The sequence below is a fragment of the Halorussus vallis genome, assembly GCF_024138165.1.
In the GTDB taxonomy this organism is placed as follows: domain Archaea; phylum Halobacteriota; class Halobacteria; order Halobacteriales; family Haladaptataceae; genus Halorussus; species Halorussus vallis.
Genome location: NZ_CP100000.1, coordinates 2,574,820 through 2,595,768 on the forward strand (window position 1 = coordinate 2,574,820; position 20,949 = coordinate 2,595,768).

Annotated in this window: 20 protein-coding genes; 12 read left to right on the plus strand and 8 right to left on the minus strand. The window is 67.4% G+C overall.

The genetic code is table 11. The features are described 5' to 3' along the window. Positions 1–14 precede the first annotated feature (14 nt). Positions 15–3,698: an LAGLIDADG family homing endonuclease gene (locus NGM07_RS13025; RefSeq protein ID WP_253512196.1), complete on the plus strand. Its 3,684-nt coding sequence runs from the start codon at positions 15–17 to the stop codon at positions 3,696–3,698. A 70-nt stretch (positions 3,699–3,768) separates the two neighbouring features. Here the strand turns inward: NGM07_RS13025 and NGM07_RS13030 are convergent, their stop codons facing one another. Then, the gene (locus tag NGM07_RS13030; protein ID WP_253512197.1) at positions 3,769–5,064 is read right to left on the minus strand and encodes a right-handed parallel beta-helix repeat-containing protein; all 1,296 of its coding nucleotides are present in this window, start codon (positions 5,062–5,064) and stop codon (positions 3,769–3,771) included. Between the two features lie 319 nt (positions 5,065–5,383). On the opposite strand from NGM07_RS13030, the gene NGM07_RS13035 reads away from it, so the two are divergent. The 6 genes from NGM07_RS13035 to NGM07_RS13060 all read left to right on the plus strand — a co-directional run bounded on the left by NGM07_RS13035 (position 5,384) and on the right by NGM07_RS13060 (position 9,251). Next, a complete protein-coding gene (locus NGM07_RS13035) occupies positions 5,384–5,662 on the plus strand; it encodes a DUF7854 family protein (RefSeq protein WP_253520204.1) in 279 nt (92 codons plus the stop codon). A 126-nt stretch (positions 5,663–5,788) separates the two neighbouring features. After that, entirely contained in the window at positions 5,789–6,418 is a 630-nt protein-coding gene (locus tag NGM07_RS13040) for a DUF7504 family protein (RefSeq protein WP_253512198.1), read from the plus strand. Positions 6,419–6,455: 37 nt separating this feature from the next. Further along, entirely contained in the window at positions 6,456–6,794 is a 339-nt protein-coding gene (locus tag NGM07_RS13045; protein ID WP_253512200.1) for a DUF7855 family protein, read from the plus strand. Further along, positions 6,791–7,687: a DUF7856 family protein gene (locus NGM07_RS13050; RefSeq protein ID WP_253512202.1), complete on the plus strand. Its 897-nt coding sequence runs from the start codon at positions 6,791–6,793 to the stop codon at positions 7,685–7,687. Before NGM07_RS13045 ends, NGM07_RS13050 begins: the two co-directional genes overlap by 4 nt. A 26-nt stretch (positions 7,688–7,713) precedes the next feature. Next, a complete protein-coding gene (locus NGM07_RS13055; protein WP_253512204.1) occupies positions 7,714–8,589 on the plus strand; it encodes a DUF7857 domain-containing protein in 876 nt (291 codons plus the stop codon). Then, positions 8,586–9,251, plus strand: coding sequence for a MinD/ParA family ATP-binding protein (locus NGM07_RS13060; protein ID WP_253512206.1), 666 nt, complete (start codon positions 8,586–8,588; stop codon positions 9,249–9,251). The genes NGM07_RS13055 and NGM07_RS13060 overlap by 4 nt, the downstream gene beginning before the upstream one ends. Positions 9,252–9,262: 11 nt before the next feature. Here the strand turns inward: NGM07_RS13060 and NGM07_RS13065 are convergent, their stop codons facing one another. Then, on the minus strand, positions 9,263–10,141 hold the full coding sequence (locus NGM07_RS13065; RefSeq protein WP_253512208.1) for a transcription initiation factor IIB: 879 nt from the start codon (positions 10,139–10,141) through the stop codon (positions 9,263–9,265). Between the two features lie 181 nt (positions 10,142–10,322). Between NGM07_RS13065 and NGM07_RS13070 the strand changes: the two genes are divergently transcribed. Beyond that, positions 10,323–10,838: a DUF7858 family protein gene (locus NGM07_RS13070; protein ID WP_253512210.1), complete on the plus strand. Its 516-nt coding sequence runs from the start codon at positions 10,323–10,325 to the stop codon at positions 10,836–10,838. Positions 10,839–10,850: 12 nt separating this feature from the next. Here NGM07_RS13070 and NGM07_RS13075 read toward each other — a convergent pair whose 3' ends face one another. The 4 genes from NGM07_RS13075 to NGM07_RS13090 all read right to left on the minus strand — a co-directional run bounded on the left by NGM07_RS13075 (position 10,851) and on the right by NGM07_RS13090 (position 13,455). Beyond that, positions 10,851–11,264 carry a GlcG/HbpS family heme-binding protein gene (locus tag NGM07_RS13075; RefSeq protein ID WP_253512212.1) on the minus strand — a complete coding sequence of 138 codons (414 nt, stop codon included), beginning with the start codon at positions 11,262–11,264 and terminating at the stop codon, positions 10,851–10,853. A 128-nt stretch (positions 11,265–11,392) separates the two neighbouring features. Then, on the minus strand, positions 11,393–12,178 hold the full coding sequence (locus NGM07_RS13080) for an AAA family ATPase (RefSeq protein ID WP_253512214.1): 786 nt from the start codon (positions 12,176–12,178) through the stop codon (positions 11,393–11,395). Positions 12,179–12,275: 97 nt separating this feature from the next. After that, positions 12,276–12,704: an HIT family protein gene (locus NGM07_RS13085; protein ID WP_253512215.1), complete on the minus strand. Its 429-nt coding sequence runs from the start codon at positions 12,702–12,704 to the stop codon at positions 12,276–12,278. A 319-nt stretch (positions 12,705–13,023) separates the two neighbouring features. Further along, on the minus strand, positions 13,024–13,455 hold the full coding sequence (locus NGM07_RS13090) for an SHOCT domain-containing protein (RefSeq protein ID WP_253512217.1): 432 nt from the start codon (positions 13,453–13,455) through the stop codon (positions 13,024–13,026). Positions 13,456–13,587: 132 nt separating this feature from the next. Between NGM07_RS13090 and ileS the strand changes: the two genes are divergently transcribed. From ileS to NGM07_RS13105, 3 genes are all read left to right on the plus strand, one after another. Next, the gene (ileS, locus tag NGM07_RS13095; RefSeq protein WP_253512219.1) at positions 13,588–16,785 is read left to right on the plus strand and encodes an isoleucine--tRNA ligase; all 3,198 of its coding nucleotides are present in this window, start codon (positions 13,588–13,590) and stop codon (positions 16,783–16,785) included. A gap of 315 nt (positions 16,786–17,100) precedes the next feature. Continuing rightward, complete coding sequence (locus NGM07_RS13100) at positions 17,101–17,694, plus strand: DUF7344 domain-containing protein (protein ID WP_253512221.1); 594 nt, start codon at positions 17,101–17,103, stop codon at positions 17,692–17,694. 394 nt (positions 17,695–18,088) lie between these two features. After that, the gene (locus NGM07_RS13105; protein ID WP_253512223.1) at positions 18,089–18,952 is read left to right on the plus strand and encodes a TrmB family transcriptional regulator; all 864 of its coding nucleotides are present in this window, start codon (positions 18,089–18,091) and stop codon (positions 18,950–18,952) included. A 27-nt stretch (positions 18,953–18,979) separates the two neighbouring features. Here NGM07_RS13105 and prs read toward each other — a convergent pair whose 3' ends face one another. Next, on the minus strand, positions 18,980–19,864 hold the full coding sequence (prs, locus tag NGM07_RS13110; protein ID WP_253512224.1) for a ribose-phosphate diphosphokinase: 885 nt from the start codon (positions 19,862–19,864) through the stop codon (positions 18,980–18,982). 190 nt (positions 19,865–20,054) lie between these two features. On the opposite strand from prs, the gene NGM07_RS13115 reads away from it, so the two are divergent. Beyond that, a complete protein-coding gene (locus tag NGM07_RS13115) occupies positions 20,055–20,234 on the plus strand; it encodes a hypothetical protein (RefSeq protein ID WP_253512226.1) in 180 nt (59 codons plus the stop codon). A gap of 78 nt (positions 20,235–20,312) precedes the next feature. Here the strand turns inward: NGM07_RS13115 and NGM07_RS13120 are convergent, their stop codons facing one another. After that, positions 20,313–20,639, minus strand: a complete 327-nt coding sequence (locus NGM07_RS13120; protein WP_253512228.1) for a DUF8000 family membrane protein — start codon at positions 20,637–20,639, stop codon at positions 20,313–20,315. Between the last annotated feature and the right edge of the window lie 310 nt (positions 20,640–20,949).

Sequence of the window (20,949 nt, forward strand, 5' to 3'; positions counted from 1 at the left end):
TAGGGAAGAGTCGAATGGCTCGCGCGGAGAATACGGAGCTAGTCGACAGGTTCGAGCAGTTCTACCGTCGGTACTACAGCGACCAGATCGGTCGGCTCGCGGCGAACTACCCCGGCGAACAGCGCTCGCTCTACGTCGATTGGGACGACCTCTATCGCTACGACGCTGATCTCGCCGACGACTACCTCTCCAAGCCCGAACAGCTACAGGAGTACGCCGAGGAAGCGCTTCGGCTGTACGACCTGCCCGTCGACGTCAGCCTCGGTCAGGCCCACGTCAGAATCCAGAACCTGCCGGAGGCGACCGACATCCGCGCCATCCGCGCCCGACACGTCAACACGCTCGTCGCCGCCCAGGGCATCGTCCGGAAGGCGACGAACGTCCGGCCGAAGATACAGGACGCTGCCTTCGAGTGCCAGCGCTGCGGCACGCTGACCTACATCCCCCAGAGCGGCGGCGACTTCCAGGAACCCCACGAGTGCCAGGGCTGCGAACGCCAGGGTCCGTTCCAGATCAACTTCGACCAGTCGGAGTTCGTCGACTCCCAGAAGATTCGGGTCCAGGAGAGCCCCGAGGGACTCCGCGGCGGCGAGACGCCCCAGAGCATCGACGTCCACATCGAGGACGACATCACCGGCAACGTGACCCCCGGCGACCACGTGACGGTGACCGGTATCCTCCACCTCGAACAGCAGGGTAGCGCCCAGGAGAAGTCGCCCGTCTTCGACGTCTACATGGACGGCATCTCGGTGACCATCGAGGACGAGGAGTTCGAGGACATGGACATCACCGACGAGGACAAGAAGGAGATCGTCGAACTCTCGAACGAGAACGCCATCTACGAGCAGATGGTCGACTCGATGGCGCCGGCCATCTACGGCTACGACCAGGAGAAACTCGCGATGATTCTCCAGTTGTTCTCCGGCGTCACCAAGCACCTCCCGGACGGGTCGCGGATTCGCGGCGACCTCCACATGCTCCTCATCGGCGACCCCGGTACGGGTAAGTGCGTTAAAGGAGATACGCGGGTCACGCTCGCCGACGGGACGGAACGCAAGATTCGAGAACTGGTCGAGGAGAACTTAGGCGACCCAAAGCCGATAGACGACGGTGTGTATCAGGAAGTGGACATCCCGCTTCCTTCGATGCGAGACGACGGTTCGCTCGCACAGAAGCGCGCGACGAAGGTCTGGAAGCGCGAAGCGCCCGATGAAATGTACCAGATTCGGACGAGCAGCGGCACGAAGTTGGAGGTGACGCCTTCTCACCCACTGTTCGTCCAATCGGGCGGTGCGTTCCAGGCACTCCGTGCCGAGGATCTTCAGGAAGGGCAGTTCGTCGCTACGCCGCGAACCATTCCGACGAAAGGAGACGACACCCTCGACGTCGAATACCGCCGGTCGAAGGCACACAACGCCGTTCGACTCGACCTTCCCGACGAGTGGACTCCGGAACTCGCTCGTCTCGTCGGGTACGTCGTCGCCGAAGGATACGTCGAATCGCGGAAAGACGACACCGGCTACGTCACAATCACGAACGAAGACCGAGAGATACTCGACGACGTCGCGGACTCGCTCGAACGACTGGGTCTGAACTACACCGAGCGCGAGTCGCGCTCGGGCAAGTCCGCCAGCGAAGTCTGCTGCTCGTCTGGCGAGTTCGTCAGCTTCCTCGAAGCGCTCGAACCTGCCATCCTCGAACCGTCGGCCGACCAGCGCGTCCCGGACGCGCTGATGCGAGCAACCCAGGAGAGCAAGATTGCGTTCCTCCGCGCGTACATTGACTCCGAAGGGCACGTTTCGGCGAAGCAACGCGAAATAACGGTCGCTTCGACGAGCGAAGAACTCCTGAAACAAGTCCGGAGTCTCCTCCTTTCGCTCGGTATCACTTCGCAGTTGTCGGAACGACAGAACGGGAGCTACCAGCTTCGAATCAGCGGAAATCAGTTCGGCCGATACGTCGACCGCGTCGGGTTCATCACCGACCGGAAGGCCCGCAGTGCCGCCGCGAGGGACGACGGCGAGCAGAACACGAACCGAGACGTAGTTCCCGCACTCGACGACGACCTCCGCCGAATCCGCACGTCGCTCGGTCTCTCGCAGTTCGACTGTGCAATTCCGCGCTCGACGTACCAGCACTACGAACGCGGCGATAGAACCCCGAGTCGGACGAGCCTACGAGAGGTCGTCTCTAAGTTCGAGACTCGACTCGCCGAACTCCGAGAACTCCGCCAGAAGGTGACCGAAGGCGAGTGGTCCGCAGTCGAAACCGCTCGCGAAGAACTGGGCCTCTCCCAACAAACGCTCGCCGACGGAATCGGTGTCTGCCAGCGGTCGGTCAGCCTCTACGAGCAGGGCGAAGTCATCCCGGATGGCGGGCGCGTCACCGACGCGAAAGACGTCGTCCGTGACCAGATTGAGGACGCACTCGCCGTCGAGAGTGACGTACGGAGTCTCCGGTCGCTCACTGACGGTGACGTCGCGTGGGACAGAATCGAGTCCATCGAGCGCGTGAAACCGGACTACGACTGGGTGTACGACCTCGAAGTCGCAGGGACGCACAACTACCTCACGAACAACGTGGTTTCGCACAACTCCCAGATGCTCTCGTACGTCCAGAACATCGCGCCGCGCTCGGTCTACACCTCCGGCAAGGGTTCGTCGTCTGCAGGTTTGACCGCCGCCGCGGTCCGCGACGACTTCGGCGACGGCCAGCAGTGGACGCTCGAAGCCGGCGCGCTCGTGCTCGCCGACAAGGGCATCGCGGCGGTGGACGAACTCGACAAGATGCGCCCCGAGGACCGCTCGGCGATGCACGAGGGCCTCGAACAGCAGAAGATATCGGTTTCGAAGGCCGGCATCAACGCCACGCTCAAGTCGCGGTGCTCGCTGCTCGGCGCGGCGAACCCCAAGTACGGTCGGTTCGACCAGTACGAGTCCATCGGCGAGCAAATCGACCTCGAACCCGCGCTCATCTCGCGGTTCGACCTCATCTTTACGGTCACCGACCAGCCCGACGAGGAACACGACAAGCGGCTGGCCGAGCACATCCTCCAGACCAACTACGCGGGCCAGCTCAACACCCAGCGGACCGAGATGAACGCGCCCAACATCTCCGAGGAGGAGGTCAACAGCCAGACCGAGGAGGTCGCGCCCGCCATCGACGCCGACCTGCTCCGGAAGTACATCGCCTATTCGAAGCGCAACTGCTACCCGACGATGACCGACGAGGCGATGGAGACCATCCGGGACTTCTACGTCGACCTCCGGACGAAGGGCGCCGACGAGGACGCCCCCGTGCCGGTCACCGCCCGGAAACTGGAGGCGCTGGTTCGGCTCTCGGAGGCGAGCGCCCGCGTTCGACTCTCCGACAGCGTCGAAATCGAGGACGCCGAGCGCGCGGTCGAGATTACCCGGTCGTGTCTCCAGGACATCGGCGTCGACCCCGAGACGGGTCAGTTCGACGCCGACGTGGTCGAGACGGGCACCTCGAAGAGCCAGCGCGACCGCATCAAGAACATCAAACAGCTCATCGCCGAGATCGAAGAGGAGTACGACGACGGCGCGCCCGTCGACGTGGTGCTCGACCGCGCCGAGGAGATCGGCATGGACCACTCGAAGGCCGAACACGAGATAGACAAGCTGAAACAGAAGGGCGAGGTGTACGAACCCTCGACCGACCACCTCCGGACGACGTAAGATAGACCGCACAACGGGCTAATCCTGTATAGGGGCTGTATAGTCGACTGCAAGCGGTAGCATGAGTAATTCACCGTCCAGCGGTTTCGGTCGCTGATTGATTTTCAGACTCCACGCTCCCCCACGCAATCCTAAGGTCGATGAACGCGTCCGCACTCGTGTTGGTCACGGTCACGCCCTCGATGACCGGCGTTACAGTCGTCTCGTTACCCGCGTCCGAAGGAACTGTCGTCGTCGGCCCGAGTGCGACATCACGTGCCTCGAAGGTGACGGCGGCGGCGTCAGTCTGGAAGTTCTGCACGGTGTTCGTTGCGTCGTTCACCGCGACGTACGCCCAGGACGCCTGGTCACGGGCGTCAGTGTCAGTGAATACGTTTCCCGAGGCACCATCGGCGATGACCCCCGCAGACGGAACCGGAGGGTTTCGTCCCGGTGGGAGCGTTCCTTGGGTACCGACGACGTTGTTGTTCGAGAACGTACTGTTCGTCACGGCGAACAGTACGATGCCGGCATAGCCGTTACGGCTGAAGTCGTTGTCGGCAACCGTCACGTTTTCCACGACGTTCCCGATTGGCTCGTCCACTATTCCGAAACCACGGAACCCGTTCTCGGTCGCAGTGACGTTTCGAACGGTGCTCTCGGACGAGTTCGTCAGTTCGATTCCGCTGAACCCGTTAGAGTTCGCAGTGACGCGTCGAACCGTACTGTTCCTCGAGTTCACCGCGTAGACGCCGTTGAACCCGTTGCGGTTCGCCGTGCTGTCCTGGACCGTACTGTCGTGAGAATCGCCCGTTCGTATTCCGAAAAGAGCGTTTTCGGCGGCGGTGGCGTTGCTCACAGTGGAATCGGTCGCAGTGGACATCTCTACCCCGACTCCACTGGTGGTGGCGGTGATGTCACGAACGGTCACCCGTGTCGAATTTCGGGCAACGACTCCACGGAACCATTCGGTGACGGTCACGTTCGTGATGGTGACGTTCGAGAGCGAGGACGAGCCGTTTGGATTGACACTGACCCCGACACCTGCTTCTGGTGGAGGGCCTCGCAACGCGTCCAGCAGTTCCTGCCGAGTGATGCTCCCGTCGATCGTGTGGCCACCCCCGTCGAAATGGACGTTGCTCGCCCGGATCTCGATGCAGGTATTTTCGGTACTATTCTCGATGGGTTCGGTGAGCTGGTACGTGCCTGGCTCGTCGATTACGGTACAGGAGTCGAGGGATGTCGCCTGCTGGTAGGTACCTCGATCAAAATCCTCGATTGCTCCCCCAACCGTGACGCCTGCAAGGGATAAAATTAGTACAACCACTACCGCTGTGAGAGTCTGGAGTCGGTTGCTTCGTCTTTCTGCCACGCCGAATCGAGACATAGGAGCGGTTCGCTGACACTCGTATTCGTTATTGGGGGCATGCACTCGGCAATTCTCGATATCTACGACGTCACAACGGAAACCGCGAGTTTCCGTTTCTCTCACTGACGGTATTGTATGCAGGCGTAGTGAGGAAGAACGAGGCCTTTATACAGGCTCTCGTCTTGATTTTCGGCGAAGAAGGTTCGACCAGACCAGTACGGAAGGTATTAGTGTAACTGACGAGTGTTCGACACCAAGCGGCCACCTCACGAACGGCGACAGGACTAAGTCGCGTGACCGTGACGCGAGGGTGACACAACGAACGACAGTACTCATCATGGACCGCATCTCCGCCCTCCGGAACGTCGAGGACGCCCTGGCCGACTTCGAGTCGGGCGAGGCCGACCTCCGGGCGACCGAGCGCCGCGTGCTGAACGTCCTCCGGACCTACGCGACCGAGTTCGGCGAGGACGACCTGGCCGCCTACCGCGCGTCCGGTTCGGACCGGGCCGACGGACTCGTGGTCGTCGCCGACTCGCGGTCGCAGGCCCGCACCCGAATCGGGGATTTACTGGACGCCGAAGAGTTAGAATTCGAGATCGAACGACTCGGCTGACGGTCCTGATGACGGAAAAGAGAGGGGAAAATAAATAAGCTAGGTCGTCTAAGAACAACGTAGACGAACGGGTGTGCCGCCCGAATCGGGTCGGCACGGCCGAGGGACGAACCACACAACGAACAGATGCAAACGAAGGGTCACAACGGGGACGGGTCGCTACGGGACAGCGTAGAGCGAGGTACCTCCATCTTGCTGTTGTCGCCGTCGCTCGACGAAGCGACCGACGACGCCTGTCTCGACCTTCTGACGCTCGACCGTCCGCGAGCGGAGAACGTGCTCTGGGTGACGTACACGCGCTCGCCGGACTCCTGCGTGCAGGACTGGCTGAGCCACGCCGGCGAGCAACCGAACAACATGCGGTTCGTCAGCGTCGGCGAGACGACCCGCTCGGCGGCGGCCGCCCCGAGCGACGGACGCGACGTGGGCGGCGAACTGGTCGAGACGCTGTCGAGTCCCGGCGACCTCACCGGACTCGGCATCAAACTGAGCGAGATCCTCAAGGAGTGGAGCGCCGCCGACGCGGATACCGTCGCGTGCTTCCACTCGCTGACGGCCCTGCTCCAGTACGCCGACCTCCAGACGGTGTACAAGTTCCTCCACGTCCTCACCGGTCGGTTCGAGGCGGCCGGCGTGACCGGTCACTTCCACCTCGACCCCGACGCCTGCGACGCCCAGACGGTGAGCACGCTCACGTCGCTGTTCGACACGGTGGTCGAGCGCGACGACGGTGAATGGGTCGTCCGTTCGAGGTAGGATAATTTTAAATCGAGTCGGCGGGAAACATCGGGTAGTGCTACTGGTCGTGACGTACTCGCGGGCCGCCCGCCAGACGCTCAGGAACGCTTGCGACGCCCACGAGGCGACCGTCGTCCAGCGGTTCGGCCGCGCGGCGCTGCTCGAACCGACCGAACTCGGCGCGTTCCTCGCGCTCCGCCTGCGCGCCAAGCACGGCGGCGACGTGCAGGTCGAACGGACCGCGCCGTTCAACGAGTTCGCCGACGTCCCCGAGTCGGTTCGAACGGCCGCCGAGGCCTACGAGCGCCGCGACAGCCCGAGTACCCCCTACGCGAAGTTCGCAGCCGGAACCGACCTCCCCGACCCCGACCGGATGGCAGACCACGACCTATGAAGGTCCGCGTCGGCGGGCGGGTACTGGCCGGCGACGCGGTCGACCTCCGCCGACTCGACCGAACCCCTCGGCCCGAGTCGCTTCTCGTCGAGATTCGAGGTGGCGGTGGTGCGGGCGAACGAGCGAACGAAACCGAACGCGGTGACGCCGGGCGCGGCGCGCCCGGTGTCTCCGTCGCCGTCGACTGTCCGGCCCCCGGTCCCGCCCACGAGTTCGTCGGCTTCGTCTCTCCCGGCGCGACGATTTCGCTTCGGCCCGCGCTCGCGGCGGCCGCCCGAACGCGAGGCCACGAGGCGCCCCAGGACGCCGAACTCACGACTCTCCAAGAACGCTTCGCCGCGCTCGACCCGGCCGACGTCGACCTGACGGCCGCCCGTCGCCGGGTCGCCGACGCGACCGGCGCGGAAACCGACCTCCGCGAGCGCGTGGCGGCGCTGCGCGGGCGAGTCGCCACGCTCCGCGAGACGCCGGACGCCGACCCCGCGTCGGCCGCGGCCGAACTCGCCGACGCCGCCGGACGCCTCGCGGAGGCCGAAACCGAGCGTATCGCCGCCGAGCAGGCGCTGGCGGGCGCGCGAAACCGCGCCCGCCGAAGCCGCGAGCGCCGACGCGAGCGACTCAGTCTCCGCGACCGAATCGACAACCTCCGGCGAGACGCCCGGGCGGACCTCGCGGATTCGATTCGCGCCGAGTTCGACGCGGCGCTCGCCGACGTGCCGGACACTCCGCCCGACCGCGAACCGGGCCGAGACGCCGACACGGACCCCGTCTCGGCCGCGCTGGCGGTCGCGCGCGTGGCCGACCTCGACGCGCCGGTCGTCCTCGCCTGCGACCGGTTCGAGAGCGCGGCCGCGGCCGCGTCGTGGCTCGACGCCGCCGTGCTGAAGGTTTAACACCGAAGACGGAACCAAGCCGGGGCGTGCAGTTGGACTGTCGATGCGACGCCCGAGACGGCGTCACGCTCGTCGAACTGGTGGTCGAGAACGACGCCGCGGTCGCCCGTCGGGTCCGAATCGGCAACCGACTCGACGGTACGGTGTGGCCGCCCCGGTGCGAGGGCGTCCCCGAAGCGGGGTGGGACGACGGCGGATTCGAGGGCGTCGTGGCGCCGGGCGAGCGCCTGGCGGTCGGCTACGCGTCACCCGCTGGACCGCGGGACCCGCCGGCAGAAATCGTCTGGACCGAGCGGGCGGCCCGCGACCCCGACGCGAGTTCCGAACGGGTTTCGGCCCCCGAACGCGACACAGACGCGCGTCCCGAGACGGGAGCCGATTCGATTTCCGTCGGGGCGGTCGCCGCGACGCCGGAAAGCGTCGTGCGCTCGCTGGGCGACCCGCGTCCGCCCGCCGACGCGGTTCCGCTGGCGGCTCCCGAAGCGCGTTCCGACTCGACTGAGAAACGGGACCGACCGAATCAGGACGACGAGAGCGACGGTGAGACGGACCGAGACGACCCGAACGAGTCGGATATCGATTCCGGAGGCGATTCGACCGAGGTGCCGGCCGCGGCCGGCACCTCGGTCGACGATGCGCACCCCGAACCCGTCGACGCCTGGCTGTCGGCCGCCGAACGCCGAATCGAGCGCGTCAAGTCGCTGGCGGCGGCGACGACGCTCGACGAGGCCGCGGCGGAACTCGAAGCCCTCGGCGGACTGGCGGCCGCAGAGGATATGCTCGCGGTCGTCGCCGACGACCGCGAGCGACTCCTCGCAGTCGCCGAGCGGGCGGCCGAACTGGGCGACCGGGCGGCGGCGGCCGAGGCGGTGCCCCTCGACGCCTACCGGAGGTTGTCGTGATTCTGGCCGTCGCCGGGGGGAAGGGCGGCGTCGGTAAATCGACGGTCGCGCTGAACCTCGGGGCGGAACTGGACGCGGTGGTCGTGGACGCCGACCTCGGGATGGCCGACTTACCGGACGCTCGCGGCCCCGACCTCCACGACGTCCTGGCCGGCCGCGCGACGCCCGTCGAGGCGGTCCGGGAGGTCGGTCCCGTCGGCTTGCTCCCGTGCGGGCGGACGCTGGCGGGCGCGCGGGCGGGCGAGGTCACCCGTTTCGTCGAAGCCGTCGAGGCTGTCGAAGACGCGTACGGCTCGGTCGTCGTCGACTGTCCGGCGGGGCTGGCCGCCGACGCCGGACTCCCGCTGTTCGCCGCCGAGGCGTGTGTCCTCGTCACGACGCCGCGAGAGTTCGCGCTGGCCGACGCCCTGCGGACGCGGGCGCTGGCCCGGCGACTCGACTGCGGGCTGGCGGCCGTCGCGCTCAATCGGTCGGGACCGAACCCGCCGACGGAGAAGATTCGGCGGGCGCTGGGCGCGCCGGTCGTGGCGATTCCCGACGCCGACTCGCTCCGGCGCGCCCAGCGCCACGGTCGGCCGGTCGCATCGCTCGCGGCCGAGTGTGCGCCGGCGAAGCAACTCGCCGAGTTGGCGGGAGAAGTGCGTCGGTGTGCGCGGAACTGAGTCTCGGGTCGCTATTCCTGCAAATCGTAGAACGTCGAGCGGAGCGTCACGGGGGTCACGTCGGCCACGTCGGCGGCCTCGCGCTGGGTCAGGTGCCGCCCGGCCTCCCGCGCCGCGGTGTAGAGGCAGGCCGCGGCGAAGCCGCTGGGGTCTCTGCCCGAGACGAGGTTCTCCTCGTGGCCGCGCTCGACCAGTTCGCCCGCTCGGTTCTCGACTTCGACCGGGAGGCCGAGCCTGCTGGCGAACCGTGCCAGGTACTCGCGGGGGTCGATTGGGCCGGTCGGCAGACCCAGTTCGCGGTTCAGGGCGTCGTAGGCGACCGTGAGTTCGGCGCGGTCGGCGCGGGCGTTCTTCAGGACCTCTTCGAGCGTCCGCGAAACCGAGTCGGTGCGGCAGGTGGCGTACACCGCGGCGGCCGCGAACCCCTCCAGCGACCGCCCGCGGAGCAGGTCCTCCGACTGGGCCGACTCGAAGAGGACGCAGGCGCGGTCCCGGATGGTCCGGGGCAACTGGAGGGCCGAAACCAGCCGTCGAATCTCGGTGAAGGCGTACACCTGATTTCGCTCGGCCTTCGAGGAGATTCGCGCGCGTTCGTGTTCCCTGCGCATCCGCGTGACCTGCCGGCGCTTGCGCCCCGTCAGTCGGAGGTCGCCGTTGCCGCCGTGGCCGATCTCGGTCGTCAGCCCGCGGTCGTGGCGCGAGCGGGTCAGGGGCGCGCCGGTCCGCTCCTTCTCGGTTTCGTCGTCGGCGAACGCGCGCCACTCCGGACCGCGGTCGATGCGGTCCTCGGCGACCACGAGGCCGCAGTCGGCGCAGACGGTTTCGTCGCGCTCGGGGGTCAGTCGGCCGTCGCACTCGGGACAGGCGGGTTCGGCGTGTGCTTTGCTCATCACACTCGAAACTTCTCCCGAGATGGTATTTAAACGAACGCGGATACGGGGAGAAACGACCGCTCGCGCCCGGTGGAACGTACCGGTTACCGGTACGCTCTCTCCGGCGAGCGCCCGGCGGTACTATTCCGGGCGTAATTGTCTGGAAATATTTAAGTCGAAGACGGAACAAGTTCCGCGCGTGACGCTGGCCGACATCGCCGACGGACTCGAGGTGACGACCGAGCAGCGCGACTCGGGCGTCGCGGCGGTGGACGCCACCGAAACCGACCTCCGGGACGCGCTGGCCGAGTACGCATCCGACCTCCCCTGCGACGCCGAAGCGGCGGCCGAGATAGTCGAGGGCCACACTTCCGGCCGGTCGGTCGGCGACACCGCGCGCGCGGCGGGCGTCGCCCCGATGACCGCCGCCAAGACGCTCCACCTGCTGGGCTGCGAGGGCGTCTCGCCGCTGACGCCGCGCGCCCACGAGATTCTCGCCGACTGGCTGTCGGCCGACCTCTCGCGGACCGAAGCGCTCGAACTCACCGGCGCGTCGGAGTCGGAGTTCGCGCTGGCGACGTTCGTCGAAACCCACGACCCGCTGGCGGGAGCGAGCGAGGTCGTGGAGGGCGCGTACGCGCTCGGCGGCGACGCCGCCGTACGCAAGCGCGACGCGCTGGCCGAGACGATGAGCGACGTCGGCGACCTCTACTGAAGCGTCGACGTCTCAGCGCAACTCCTCGAACCGTTCGACGCCCGCCCGAGCGACTTCCATGTCGTCTTCGACTTCGCTCCCGCTGGCGCCGATCGCGCCGACGATGTCGCCGTCGCGCTCCAGCGGGAAGCCGCCGCCGAAGACGACGATGCGGCCCTCGTCGGTCGTCTGGAGGCCGTACAGCGAACCGCCGGGCTGGCTCGGCTCCGCGAGGGCGTCGGTCGGCTGTTTGAGCGCCGCCGCGGTGTAGGCCTTGTTCTTCGAGATGTTGACGCTGGCGAGCCACGCGCCGTCCATCCGGTGCTGGGCGACGAGGTTCCCCTCGGCGTTCGTGACGGCTATCACCATCGAGAGGTCCATCTCCTCGGCCCGCGCCTCGGCGGCCGCGAGGAGTTCCGTCGCGGTGTCGAGCGTGATGTCGTTCATGGGACTCGCGCTCTGTGACCATTCCCCTTTCAGTAAAGCTGGTGGGCGGCGGCCCCCGACCGCCGGTACCCGACTCGCGGTCGTCCGAGCGCCGGCCGAGCGCAGTCCCGGTATTCGTTCCCTCTGCGTTACGTCAGCGCGTCCGGCAGGTACCGCTCGGCGTCGAACTCGAACAGCCCCGGTTCCTCGAATTCGAGTTCCACCGTCGTCCGACACACCACCTCGGCGGCGTTCGCCACCGCTGGCGCGAACGCCGTCTCGGGATGCAGGACGCTGCTGGGGACGCCGTCGACGCCGGTCACCTCGCTCTCGGGCACCGCGGCGTCGGCGCTCCGGAGCGGTTGTTCGGACGCCTCCGGAACTACCCGGTTGGCGACCACGGCGTCGGCTTCGGTCCCGACGTCGGCGAGGCGGCCGCGCAGTCGCCCGACGGCGTCCACGCCGCGGTCGGTCGCGGGCGCGACGACCGCGACCCGCTCGGCCTCGGTGACCGCCGCGACGGCCTGGTTGGAGGCGACCGGCGGCACGTCGACGAGCACGTGGTCGAACGCCTCGACGGCCTCGGCGAGGAGGTCGCCGAATCGCTCGGCCGCGCCCGCGGTCTTCGCGCGGGCCATCCGCTCGAACGACGCCCGAGCGGGACAGAGCGCCAGTCGACCCGGGAGGTCGGCGCTCGCGTCGTGGTCGTACAGCCCCTCCGCGAGACTCGATTCCTCCTCGGCCGTGAGCAGTTTCGTGACGTCGGCGTCGATGCGGCCGGCGATGTGGCGCGCGAGTCCTTCCGTCGCGAACGCGGCGTCGAGAATCGCCACCTCGCGGCCGTCGCGGGCGAGCGTCGCGCCGACTTCGACGGCGAGTCGAGTCGTGCCGGCGCCGCCCGTCGCGCCGACCAGCGCGGCAGTCGAAACGGTCATTGCTTCGAGTTGTCACTCGATGATATAAAAAGGTCGGCTTCGCCGCTCGTCGCGACCGTCGGCGCACCGCGCAGACGGTCGCGGCCACTTCCGGGGTCTACCGCTGGTTGTGAATCTCCTCGGCGATCTCGTCGAGTTCCGCGTCGGTGAGGGTCGGCCGCTCGCCCGCCACCGCGTGGACGGGGCTGCCGCCGTCGCCCTCGAACCGCGGGATGATGTGACCGTGGACGTGCGGGACCTCCTGACCGGCGGCCGCGCCGTCGTTGAACGCGACGTTCGCGCCGTCGGCGTCGACGGCGTGCTGGACCGCCGTGTTGAGTCGATGGAGGACGCCGAAGACGTGGGCCGCCACGTCGCCGGGGACGTCTTCGAGTTCCTCGTAGTGCTCCTTCGGGATGACGAGCGTGTGGCCCGGCGAGAGCGGGTTAGCGTCGAGGAACGCCATCGCGGTGTCGTCCTCGAAGACGGTTCGGCTCGGGATGTCTCCGTCGACTATCTGGCAGAAGATGCAGTCGTCCTGGCTCATGGATGTCGTCCGAAGCGTTCGTTCGCGCGGCGTATCAAGGTTGAGGCTCCTTCGGAGCGAAGGCCGATTGCTCGACCGCCTCGGCCGCGCGGACGCGACGGGCCTCCGACGAGGGCGCGAAACCGCGACTTGATCGTGACTGTGACGGGACGTGTCGCGGCAGCGACCTCGACCGCTACGTACGCTAGACGAGTGAGGACCGCGCCGCCACGGCCACGCGCCTCGCCGGGTGATTCCCTCGCAGTATCGGGCGTGGCCCCGTGTCACGCCAATGCGCCGGTCGGCAGGTAAAGTCCGCGCTCGCGCCGCTGCAACGCCCTCACTCCCGCAGTCGCTCGCGCTCGCGCTTCGCGCGGTCCTCGACGCTCTCCAGCGTCTCGGTGTCGAGGAGTCGCTCCAGCTTTCGCTCGAACTGCTCGTCGGTGAGTTCCCCGCGGGCGTACCGCTCTCTGAGCGTTTCGAGCGCGTCGCGGTTGTTGGGTTCGGCGGGTTCGGACTCGTCTTCGGATTCCTCGCCGGTCCAGGCGCCTCCCCAGTCGGCGTCGTCGCCGTCGTCCCACCACTCGCTGATGTCGTCCTCGTCGCCGAACAGGAGCGCGACGATGGGGACGACGACGAAGTAGCCGACGAACAGCGCGGCCAGCCACCAGTCCTGCCCGGTGAACATGGCGACGAGCCAGAGTCCGGTGACCAGCGTGCTCGCTACCTTCGTCGCGTTCTCGCGGAGGCGTTCGCCGGGCGTCGCGGCCATACGAGCGTCTACGTAGCTGACCGTTATAATCGGTGCGTCGTCGGCGACGACACGTCGCCTCGCGCGACCGCGAATTGCAGACGCGCCTGCGTAACCGAACCCAATTTAACTCCGTAGGCGAACAGAACCACTATGAGCAGGTTCGAGGAAGTCGACGACCAGTACGAACCCCGCGCGGTCGAGGACCGCGTGTTCGGCTACTGGGACGAGGTCGACGCCTACGAGAAGGCCAAGCAGCACCGCGCCGACGGCGAGGACTTCTTCTTCGTCGACGGCCCGCCGTACACCTCCGGGGCGGCCCACATGGGCACGACGTGGAACAAGACCCTGAAGGACGCCTACATCCGCTACAAGCGGATGTGCGGCTACGACGTGACCGACCGGCCGGGCTACGACATGCACGGCCTCCCCATCGAGACGAAGGTCGAGGAGCAACTCGGCTTCGAGAACAAGAAGGACATCGAGGAGTTCGGCGAGGAGAACTTCATCGAGGCCTGCAAGGAGTACGCCGACGACCAACTGGAGGGCCTGCAGTCGGACTTCCAGTCGTTCGGCGTCTGGATGGACTGGGACAACCCCTACCGGACGGTCAGCCCCGAGTACATGGAGGCCGCCTGGTGGGGCTTCTCGCAGGCCCACGAGAAGGGACTGGTCGAGCAGGGCCAGCGCTCCATCTCCCAGTGCCCCCGGTGCGAAACTGCCATCGCCAACAACGAGGTCGAGTACGAGGACGTCGAGGACCCCTCCGTCTACGTGAAGTTCCCCCTGCGGGACCGCGAGGGCTCCCTGGTCATCTGGACCACGACGCCGTGGACCATCCCCGCCAACACCTTCGTCGCGGTGGACGGCGACCTCACGTACCAGCAGGTCCGCGCCACGAAAGACGGCCAAGAGGACGTGCTCTACGTCGCCGCCGAGTGCGTCGAGGGCGTCCTGAAGGCGGGCCGCTACGACGACTACGAGGTCGAAGACGAGTTCACCGGCGAGGAGATGGTGGGCTGGCAGTACGACCACCCGCTCGACGAGGAGGTCCCCGCCCACGCGTCCGACGAGGGCACCCTGCAGGTCTACACCGCCGACTACGTGGAGGCCGACCGGACGGGTCTGGTCCACTCCGCGCCCGGCCACGGTGAGGAGGACTTCGAGCGCGGGACCGAACTCGGCCTCGACGTGTTCTGCCCGGTGGGCGGCGACGGCGTCTACACCGAGGCCGGTGGCGAGTACGAGGGTCAGTTCGTCAAGGACGCCGACGAGAACATCGTCGCCGACTTGGAGGAGAAGGGCCTGATGCTCCGGGCCGACACCGTGGTCCACAGCTACGGCCACTGCTGGCGGTGTGACACCGGCATCCTCCAGATCGTCACCGACCAGTGGTTCATCACCATCACCGACATCAAGGACGAACTGCTGGCCAACATCGAGGACAGCGAGTGGCATCCCTCGTGGGCGCGGGACAACCGCTTCCGAGACTTCGTCGAGGACGCCCCCGACTGGAACGTCTCCCGCCAGCGCTACTGGGGCATCCCCATCCCCATCTGGACGCCCGAGGACTGGGACGGCGACATGGACGACGTGGTCGTCGTCGGCACGCGCGAGGAACTCGCCGAACTGGTCGACCAGGACGTCGACCCCGACGAGGTCGACCTCCACAAGCCCACCGTGGACGACCTCACCATCACGAGGGACGGCGAAACCTACACCCGCATCGCGGACGTCTTCGACGTCTGGCTCGACTCCTCGGTCGCCTCGTGGGGCACGCTCGACTACCCCGAGAACGAGGAGGCCTTCGAGGAACTGTGGCCCGCCGACCTCATCATGGAGGCCCACGACCAGACCCGCGGGTGGTTCTGGTCGCAACTTGGCATGGGGAGCGCCGCGCTCGGCGAGGTCCCCTACGACGAGGTGCTGATGCACGGGTGGGCGCTCGCGGAGGACGGCCGGAAGATGTCCAAGTCCATCGGCAACATCGTCGCGCCCGAGGAGGCCATCGAGCGCCACGGCGCCGACCCGATGCGGACGTTCCTGCTCGCCCAGAACCCGCAGGGCGACGACATGCGGTTCTCCTGGGACGAGATGGAGAACGTCCAGCGGGACCTGAACATCTTCTGGAACGTGTTCCGGTTCCCGCTGCCGTACATGCGCTTAGACGACTTCGACCCCGAGGAAACCACGCTCGAAGCGGTCGACGAGGACCTCGAACTCGTCGACGAGTGGGTGCTGTCGCGGCTCCAGACCGTCACGGCCGAGATGACCGACCACTGGGAGGACTTCCGCCAGGACAAGGCGCTGTCGGCGCTCCTGGAGTTCGTCGTCGAGGACGTCTCGCGGTTCTACATCCAGGTCGTCCGCGAGCGCATGTGGGAGGAAGAGGACAGCGCGAGCAAGCAGGCGGCCTACGCGACGTTCTACGCGGTCCTGTCGGACCTCGTCGCGCTGCTGGCGCCGTACGCGCCGTTCGTCGCCGAGACGGTCTACCAGAACCTCACCGGCGACGCCGGCCACGAGACGGTCCACATGCGCGACTGGCCCGAGATCGACGAGTACTGGCAGGACGCCCAACTCGAAACGGACGTGAGCCTCCTGCGCGCCGTCGAGGAGGCCGGGTCGAACGCCCGCCAGCAGGCCGAGCGAAAGCTCCGCTGGCCCGTCACCCGAGTCGTGGTCAACGCCGACGACGAGCGCGTCGTCGAGGCGGTCGAGCGCCACGGCGACTTGCTGGCCGACCGGTTGAACGCCCGCGAGGTCCGGGTGGTCGCGCCCGGCGAGAGCTGGGGCGAACTCCACTACAGCGCCGAGGCCGACATGAGCGTGCTCGGCCCGGCGTTCGGCGACGACGCCGGCCGCGTGATGCAGGCGCTCAACGACGCCCAGGTGCAGGAAACATCGCTCGACGCGCTCGAGGACGCCGTCTCCGAGGCGCTCGGCGAGGACGTCGAACTCACCGACGAGATGGTCGAGTTCGTCACTGAAACCCCCGAGGGCGTCACGGGCGTCCCGTTCGACACCGACGGCGACCAGCGCGGGGTCGTCTACGTCGACACCGAACTCACCGAGGACATCGAGAGCGAGGGCTACGCCCGCGAGGTCATCCGCCGGGTCCAGGAGATGCGCAAGGAGATGGACTTAGACATCGAGGAGCGCGTGCGCCTCGAACTCGACGTCGCCGACGCCCGCGTCGCCGATCTGATAGACGAGCGCATGGACCTCGTCCGCGAGGAGGTCCGCGCCGACGAGGTGGGGACCGTCGAGGACGGCTACCGCAAGGAGTGGGACGTCGAGGGCGTCGAGATGACCATCGCGCTCGCGCCGCTGGCGGAAGCCCAGGCGTAGGTCGAACGTCCGAAACGGGACGCGATTCGGAGACGGGACGCGGATTTCGAGGGCGGACGCGATTCCGAGGCGCGATGCGCCTCGGAATCGCGGGCCGACGGGAGCCTCCGCCGCGGCGAGACGACGATTCGGTTCGCCGGCTGTACGGTGACGGTCACCAGCGACGGCGTCGTCACCGCCGAGCGACCGGCCGACGAGTAGTCATGTTCTGTCGAAGCGGGACCGGCGAGTACACTTTTGCGGACGCGGCCCGTTGAGCCGTCCGTCACCCGAGTACGGGAAGTCCGTCTCTCAGCCGGGGGAATGGGGGTTTCGATGGAACGAGCGAACCGGAAGCCGATACTGCTACTGCTACTCTTCGCGGACCGCGCGACGAGCGACGACGCCGAGCGCGCCGGCGACTCGGCCGAACTCTACGCCGGGACGGCGTTCGAACTGCTCGACAATCCGCGCCGACGCCGCCTGCTGGCCTACCTCGTCGAGTGCGGCGGGTCGGCCCCGCTGGCCGACGCCGTCGACCACGTGGCGGCCTGGGAGCACGACTGCGACCCCGAGGAGGTGTTCTCGACCGACCGGAAGACGGTCTACGACTCGCTCCGGCGTCGCCACGTCCCGCGACTCTCCCGGGTCGGCGTCGTCGTCCACGACGAGCGTCGGGGCGTCGTCTCCCTCGGGCCGGCGGCCGACGCCGTGATCGACCGACTCGGCGACCGGCGGTCGCCCTGTGCTCACTGGGAGACGTACTTCCTCGGTCTGGCGGCCACGGTCGGGGCGTTCGTCGCCGCGGAGGTCGCGGCGACCGTCCCGGAACTGCTCTTCGGCGGGGAACACGCCGTCGTGGCCGGACTGTTCGGCGCGCTGACGCTGGTCGCGGCGCTCGACGCGCGCTATCGGTTCAGCGCGCGCTAGTTCTTTGACCCGTCGGCAGAATCGTCCCATCACCTCCGCTCGCCGCTCGAAACAGTCGTCACCGAAGTGACGACTGGGCACGTAGTCGCGGTAGGTGGTTGGTTGTCGGCCTACGCGCCAGTGTCGCCTTCGAACCCCGCCCCTATGAAACTTTTTGTGATTTTTTGAGTGAACCCTATTGCGCATCGTCTCCCGGTTTCGGTCGAAGATGCGCGTTTCGTTTCCATTTTCCCCGCCGGCGCGCGGTGCGCCGACGTTCGTTCGGCCGCCCTACGGCGCTCGGGGACCGAGATTCCTATATATCCGGGGCCGAAACTCCGCCTCGAAACCCGCAGGCAGTTCCGGACGACGCCGCGCATCGCGCGGCGTCGTCCGACCGCGGTAGGTGGTTGGAATGACTCACGAAAAGCAGACGACGGTGGTCGAGTTGTTACAACAACTCGGTCTGAAGGAGTACGAAGCGAAAGTGTTCGCGGCGCTGGCGCAGGTTTCCCAGGCCACCGCCAAGGAGATAAGCGAACTCGCGGACGTGCCCCGAACTCGGGTGTACGACGCGGGCGAGGAGTTGGCACTGCGCGGCCTCGTGGAGGTTCAACAGTCGAACCCCCAGCGGTATCGCGCCATCCCCATCGAGGAGGCGGTGGAGGTGATTCGACGCCAGTACGACCGGCGCTTCGAGACGCTGTCGGAGACGTTGTCGGACCTCGAAGCGTCGGGTGACACCCGGCGACGCCCCGAGGGCGTCTGGTCGCTCACCGGCGCGGAGGCCATCGCCGAGCGGGTCGCCAAGTTGGTCGAGTCGGCGACCGAGGAGGTCGTCGTCCTCTTCGGCTCGGACCCCGGCGACGCCGCGCCGATACTCGAACGGCTCGGGGCGGCGGTCGACCGCGGCGCGACCGTCTACGTCGGCTCGCTGGCCCCCGACGAGGCCGACCGGCGGCGGGTCGTCGACGCGGTTCCCGGCGCCCGCCGCGCCGACGTCCTGGAGGAGTTGCTCTCCTCGCCCGCCGCCGACACTGCCGACGCCGCCGACATCGGTTTCCTCGTCGTCGCCGACCGGGACGAACTCCTGTTGAGCGCGGTCGGCGACCGCGAGGGCGACGTCGAGGCGGCGGTCCGCTCGACCGAGTTCGGCAACGGCCTCCTGGCCGTCGTCAGGCGACTCCTCGACGGCGCCCTCCCGACGGAGGGCGCGGAGAGCGAGCAGGAGGAAGAGGCGGACGCGCCCGCGTCCGAGGACGACACGCTGGCGGAATAGTGGCGAGAACTGACGGCCGACAATGGCCTACAGCGCGTCGGCGAGCACCGGCGCGACCGACACCTCGCTGACCGCGCGCTCGATGGTGTCGGTGCCGTAGACCGCCTCGACGCCCGCCCGCGAGAGTTTCGCGTAGGCGTCGGCGGCCAGCATCGGGTGGACGCAGGCGACGAACACCCGGCCGGCGCCGCGCTCGCCCAGGATCTCGACCGCGCCCGCCATCGTCGACCCGGTGGCGATGATGTCGTCGGTGACGACCACGTCGCGGTCGGCCACGTTGGTGTCACTGGGGGTCAGTTCGACCTCGGTGCCCGAGAGGCGCTTCTTCTCGAAGTAGTCGACGGTGCCCTCGCCGTAGGCGTCCCGGACGGTTTCGGCGATGTCGAGCGCGCCTTCGTCGGGCGAGAGGAAGACGGGGTCGGCGAGGTCCGCCGGAAGCGGGTCGGCGAGGACGCCGGCGGCGTCGACCGATTCGGCAGGGGTGTCGAAAAAGTCGCAGACCGACTCCTCGTGGGGGTTGACCGTCACCACGCGGTCGGCGTTCGCCGAGAGGGCCTTCGCGACCGCGCGGGCCGAGACTGGCTGGCCCGCCTCGAACGCGGCGTCCTGGCGGGCGTACCCCATGTACGGCAGGACGGTGACGACCTCGGTGGCGCCCCACTCGCGGGCGGCGTCCTGCAACTGGATGAGTTCGAGGTGGGCGTCCGAGGAGACGGTCGAGGCGACGATAATCGCGCGATTTATCCGTCCAGCCGCGCTGCGCTCGGCGAACTCGCCCTCGGCCAGGCCGGGTGCGGCCGCCAGCAGTTCGCCGTCGGGGAATCGCTCGAACTCGATGCTCGCCAGGGGTTCGTCCAGCGCGGCGGCGAGTTCCGCCGCCAGCACCTGCGAGGTTGACCCGCTGATAATCATACGAGTTGGGTGCACCCCGGCGGGTAAATCGGTTTTCACTCGGGTCGGAAGCTTCCTACCGTCGGCTGTCACTCCGTCTCGATTCTCGCGGAAACACTCGTCTCGCGGGCGCGGACACAGTCTTCTGCGCCGGCCGATTCGATGAATTACAGTCGACAGTATTAACGTCGCCCGGTGGGACCGGCCGGACGTGTCGAAACACGTCGCCATGGTGTTCGGCCTGTTCGTCTCGCTGGCGATGTTCCTCGGCGTCGTCGCGGTAGCGACGGGTGGCGGGATTAGCGTGAACCTCGCGGCGGTGGTCGTCTGGGTGGGTCTGTTCGTGGCGGTGGGACTGGGGTTCGTGTTGATGGGCGTCTCGACGAGGTAGCGTCGAGAAACCCCGTGGAATTCTTCAGAACGAGACGGACTCTTCGCGCTCCCCCACGTCGCGTTGTCGACCCTGTAATCAGTCCCGCTCGTCGTCCCCGCCGGGAAGCCGACGGACCGCTTTCTCCCATCTGTCCTTGGCCGCCTGCCCGGGGTCCGCGAACGGGTCGTACGTGATGTCCTCGGCCGTACCGACGCGATTCGGCCCGTCGCCGTCGGTCGTCGTCCGCCACACGCCGACCACCGCCACGACCACCAATAACGCGAACAAGAACGCTAGCGCGATACTGGCCAAACCGTCGAGGGGGAACGCCACGAAGAGCAGGGCCAGCAGAAGCGCAGCGAGTTGGGACGCGTAGAGGAAACGACTGAGCCAGTCGCCCGGAATCTCGAAAGCTCGTCCCATCTTTCTCCCGGAAATCTGACCCACAGACGTTTAACGTTTCTCACACGATTCCTGTACGACTACTCGACGCTACGGTATCGAACGATACGAGCGACGCTGACCGCGGAGTGGAACGCCTCGAACGCTCGCCGCTTCGTGCGGCGACAATCCTCGCGAGGGATGAGCGAACGACCGGAGCGAGTGATCGAATCGGCTGGGGAGGCGTGTGGCCTGCGTCTGCGCGAGCAAAGCGAGTGCAGGCTCGTCGGACCGCCGGTCCGACGGCGGTCGCAGTGCGGTTGCTCGTTCGCATCGTGCGAGTAGCAGTCTA

What these genes read in the sequence shown, in the direction of transcription:
- NGM07_RS13025 (WP_253512196.1), top strand. Translation starts at nt 15, where the DNA reads ATGGCTCGCGCGGAGAATACGGAGCTAGTCGACAGGTTCGAGCAGTTC.
- NGM07_RS13030 (WP_253512197.1), bottom strand. Translation starts at nt 5,064, where the DNA reads ATGTCTCGATTCGGCGTGGCAGAAAGACGAAGCAACCGACTCCAGACT.
- NGM07_RS13035 (WP_253520204.1), top strand. Translation starts at nt 5,384, where the DNA reads ATGGACCGCATCTCCGCCCTCCGGAACGTCGAGGACGCCCTGGCCGAC.
- NGM07_RS13040 (WP_253512198.1), top strand. Translation starts at nt 5,789, where the DNA reads ATGCAAACGAAGGGTCACAACGGGGACGGGTCGCTACGGGACAGCGTA.
- NGM07_RS13050 (WP_253512202.1), top strand. Translation starts at nt 6,791, where the DNA reads ATGAAGGTCCGCGTCGGCGGGCGGGTACTGGCCGGCGACGCGGTCGAC.
- NGM07_RS13065 (WP_253512208.1), bottom strand. Translation starts at nt 10,141, where the DNA reads ATGAGCAAAGCACACGCCGAACCCGCCTGTCCCGAGTGCGACGGCCGA.
- NGM07_RS13075 (WP_253512212.1), bottom strand. Translation starts at nt 11,264, where the DNA reads ATGAACGACATCACGCTCGACACCGCGACGGAACTCCTCGCGGCCGCC.
- NGM07_RS13080 (WP_253512214.1), bottom strand. Translation starts at nt 12,178, where the DNA reads ATGACCGTTTCGACTGCCGCGCTGGTCGGCGCGACGGGCGGCGCCGGC.
- NGM07_RS13085 (WP_253512215.1), bottom strand. Translation starts at nt 12,704, where the DNA reads ATGAGCCAGGACGACTGCATCTTCTGCCAGATAGTCGACGGAGACATC.
- NGM07_RS13090 (WP_253512217.1), bottom strand. Translation starts at nt 13,455, where the DNA reads ATGGCCGCGACGCCCGGCGAACGCCTCCGCGAGAACGCGACGAAGGTA.
- ileS (WP_253512219.1), top strand. Translation starts at nt 13,588, where the DNA reads ATGAGCAGGTTCGAGGAAGTCGACGACCAGTACGAACCCCGCGCGGTC.
- NGM07_RS13100 (WP_253512221.1), top strand. Translation starts at nt 17,101, where the DNA reads ATGGAACGAGCGAACCGGAAGCCGATACTGCTACTGCTACTCTTCGCG.
- NGM07_RS13105 (WP_253512223.1), top strand. Translation starts at nt 18,089, where the DNA reads ATGACTCACGAAAAGCAGACGACGGTGGTCGAGTTGTTACAACAACTC.
- prs (WP_253512224.1), bottom strand. Translation starts at nt 19,864, where the DNA reads ATGATTATCAGCGGGTCAACCTCGCAGGTGCTGGCGGCGGAACTCGCC.
- NGM07_RS13120 (WP_253512228.1), bottom strand. Translation starts at nt 20,639, where the DNA reads ATGGGACGAGCTTTCGAGATTCCGGGCGACTGGCTCAGTCGTTTCCTC.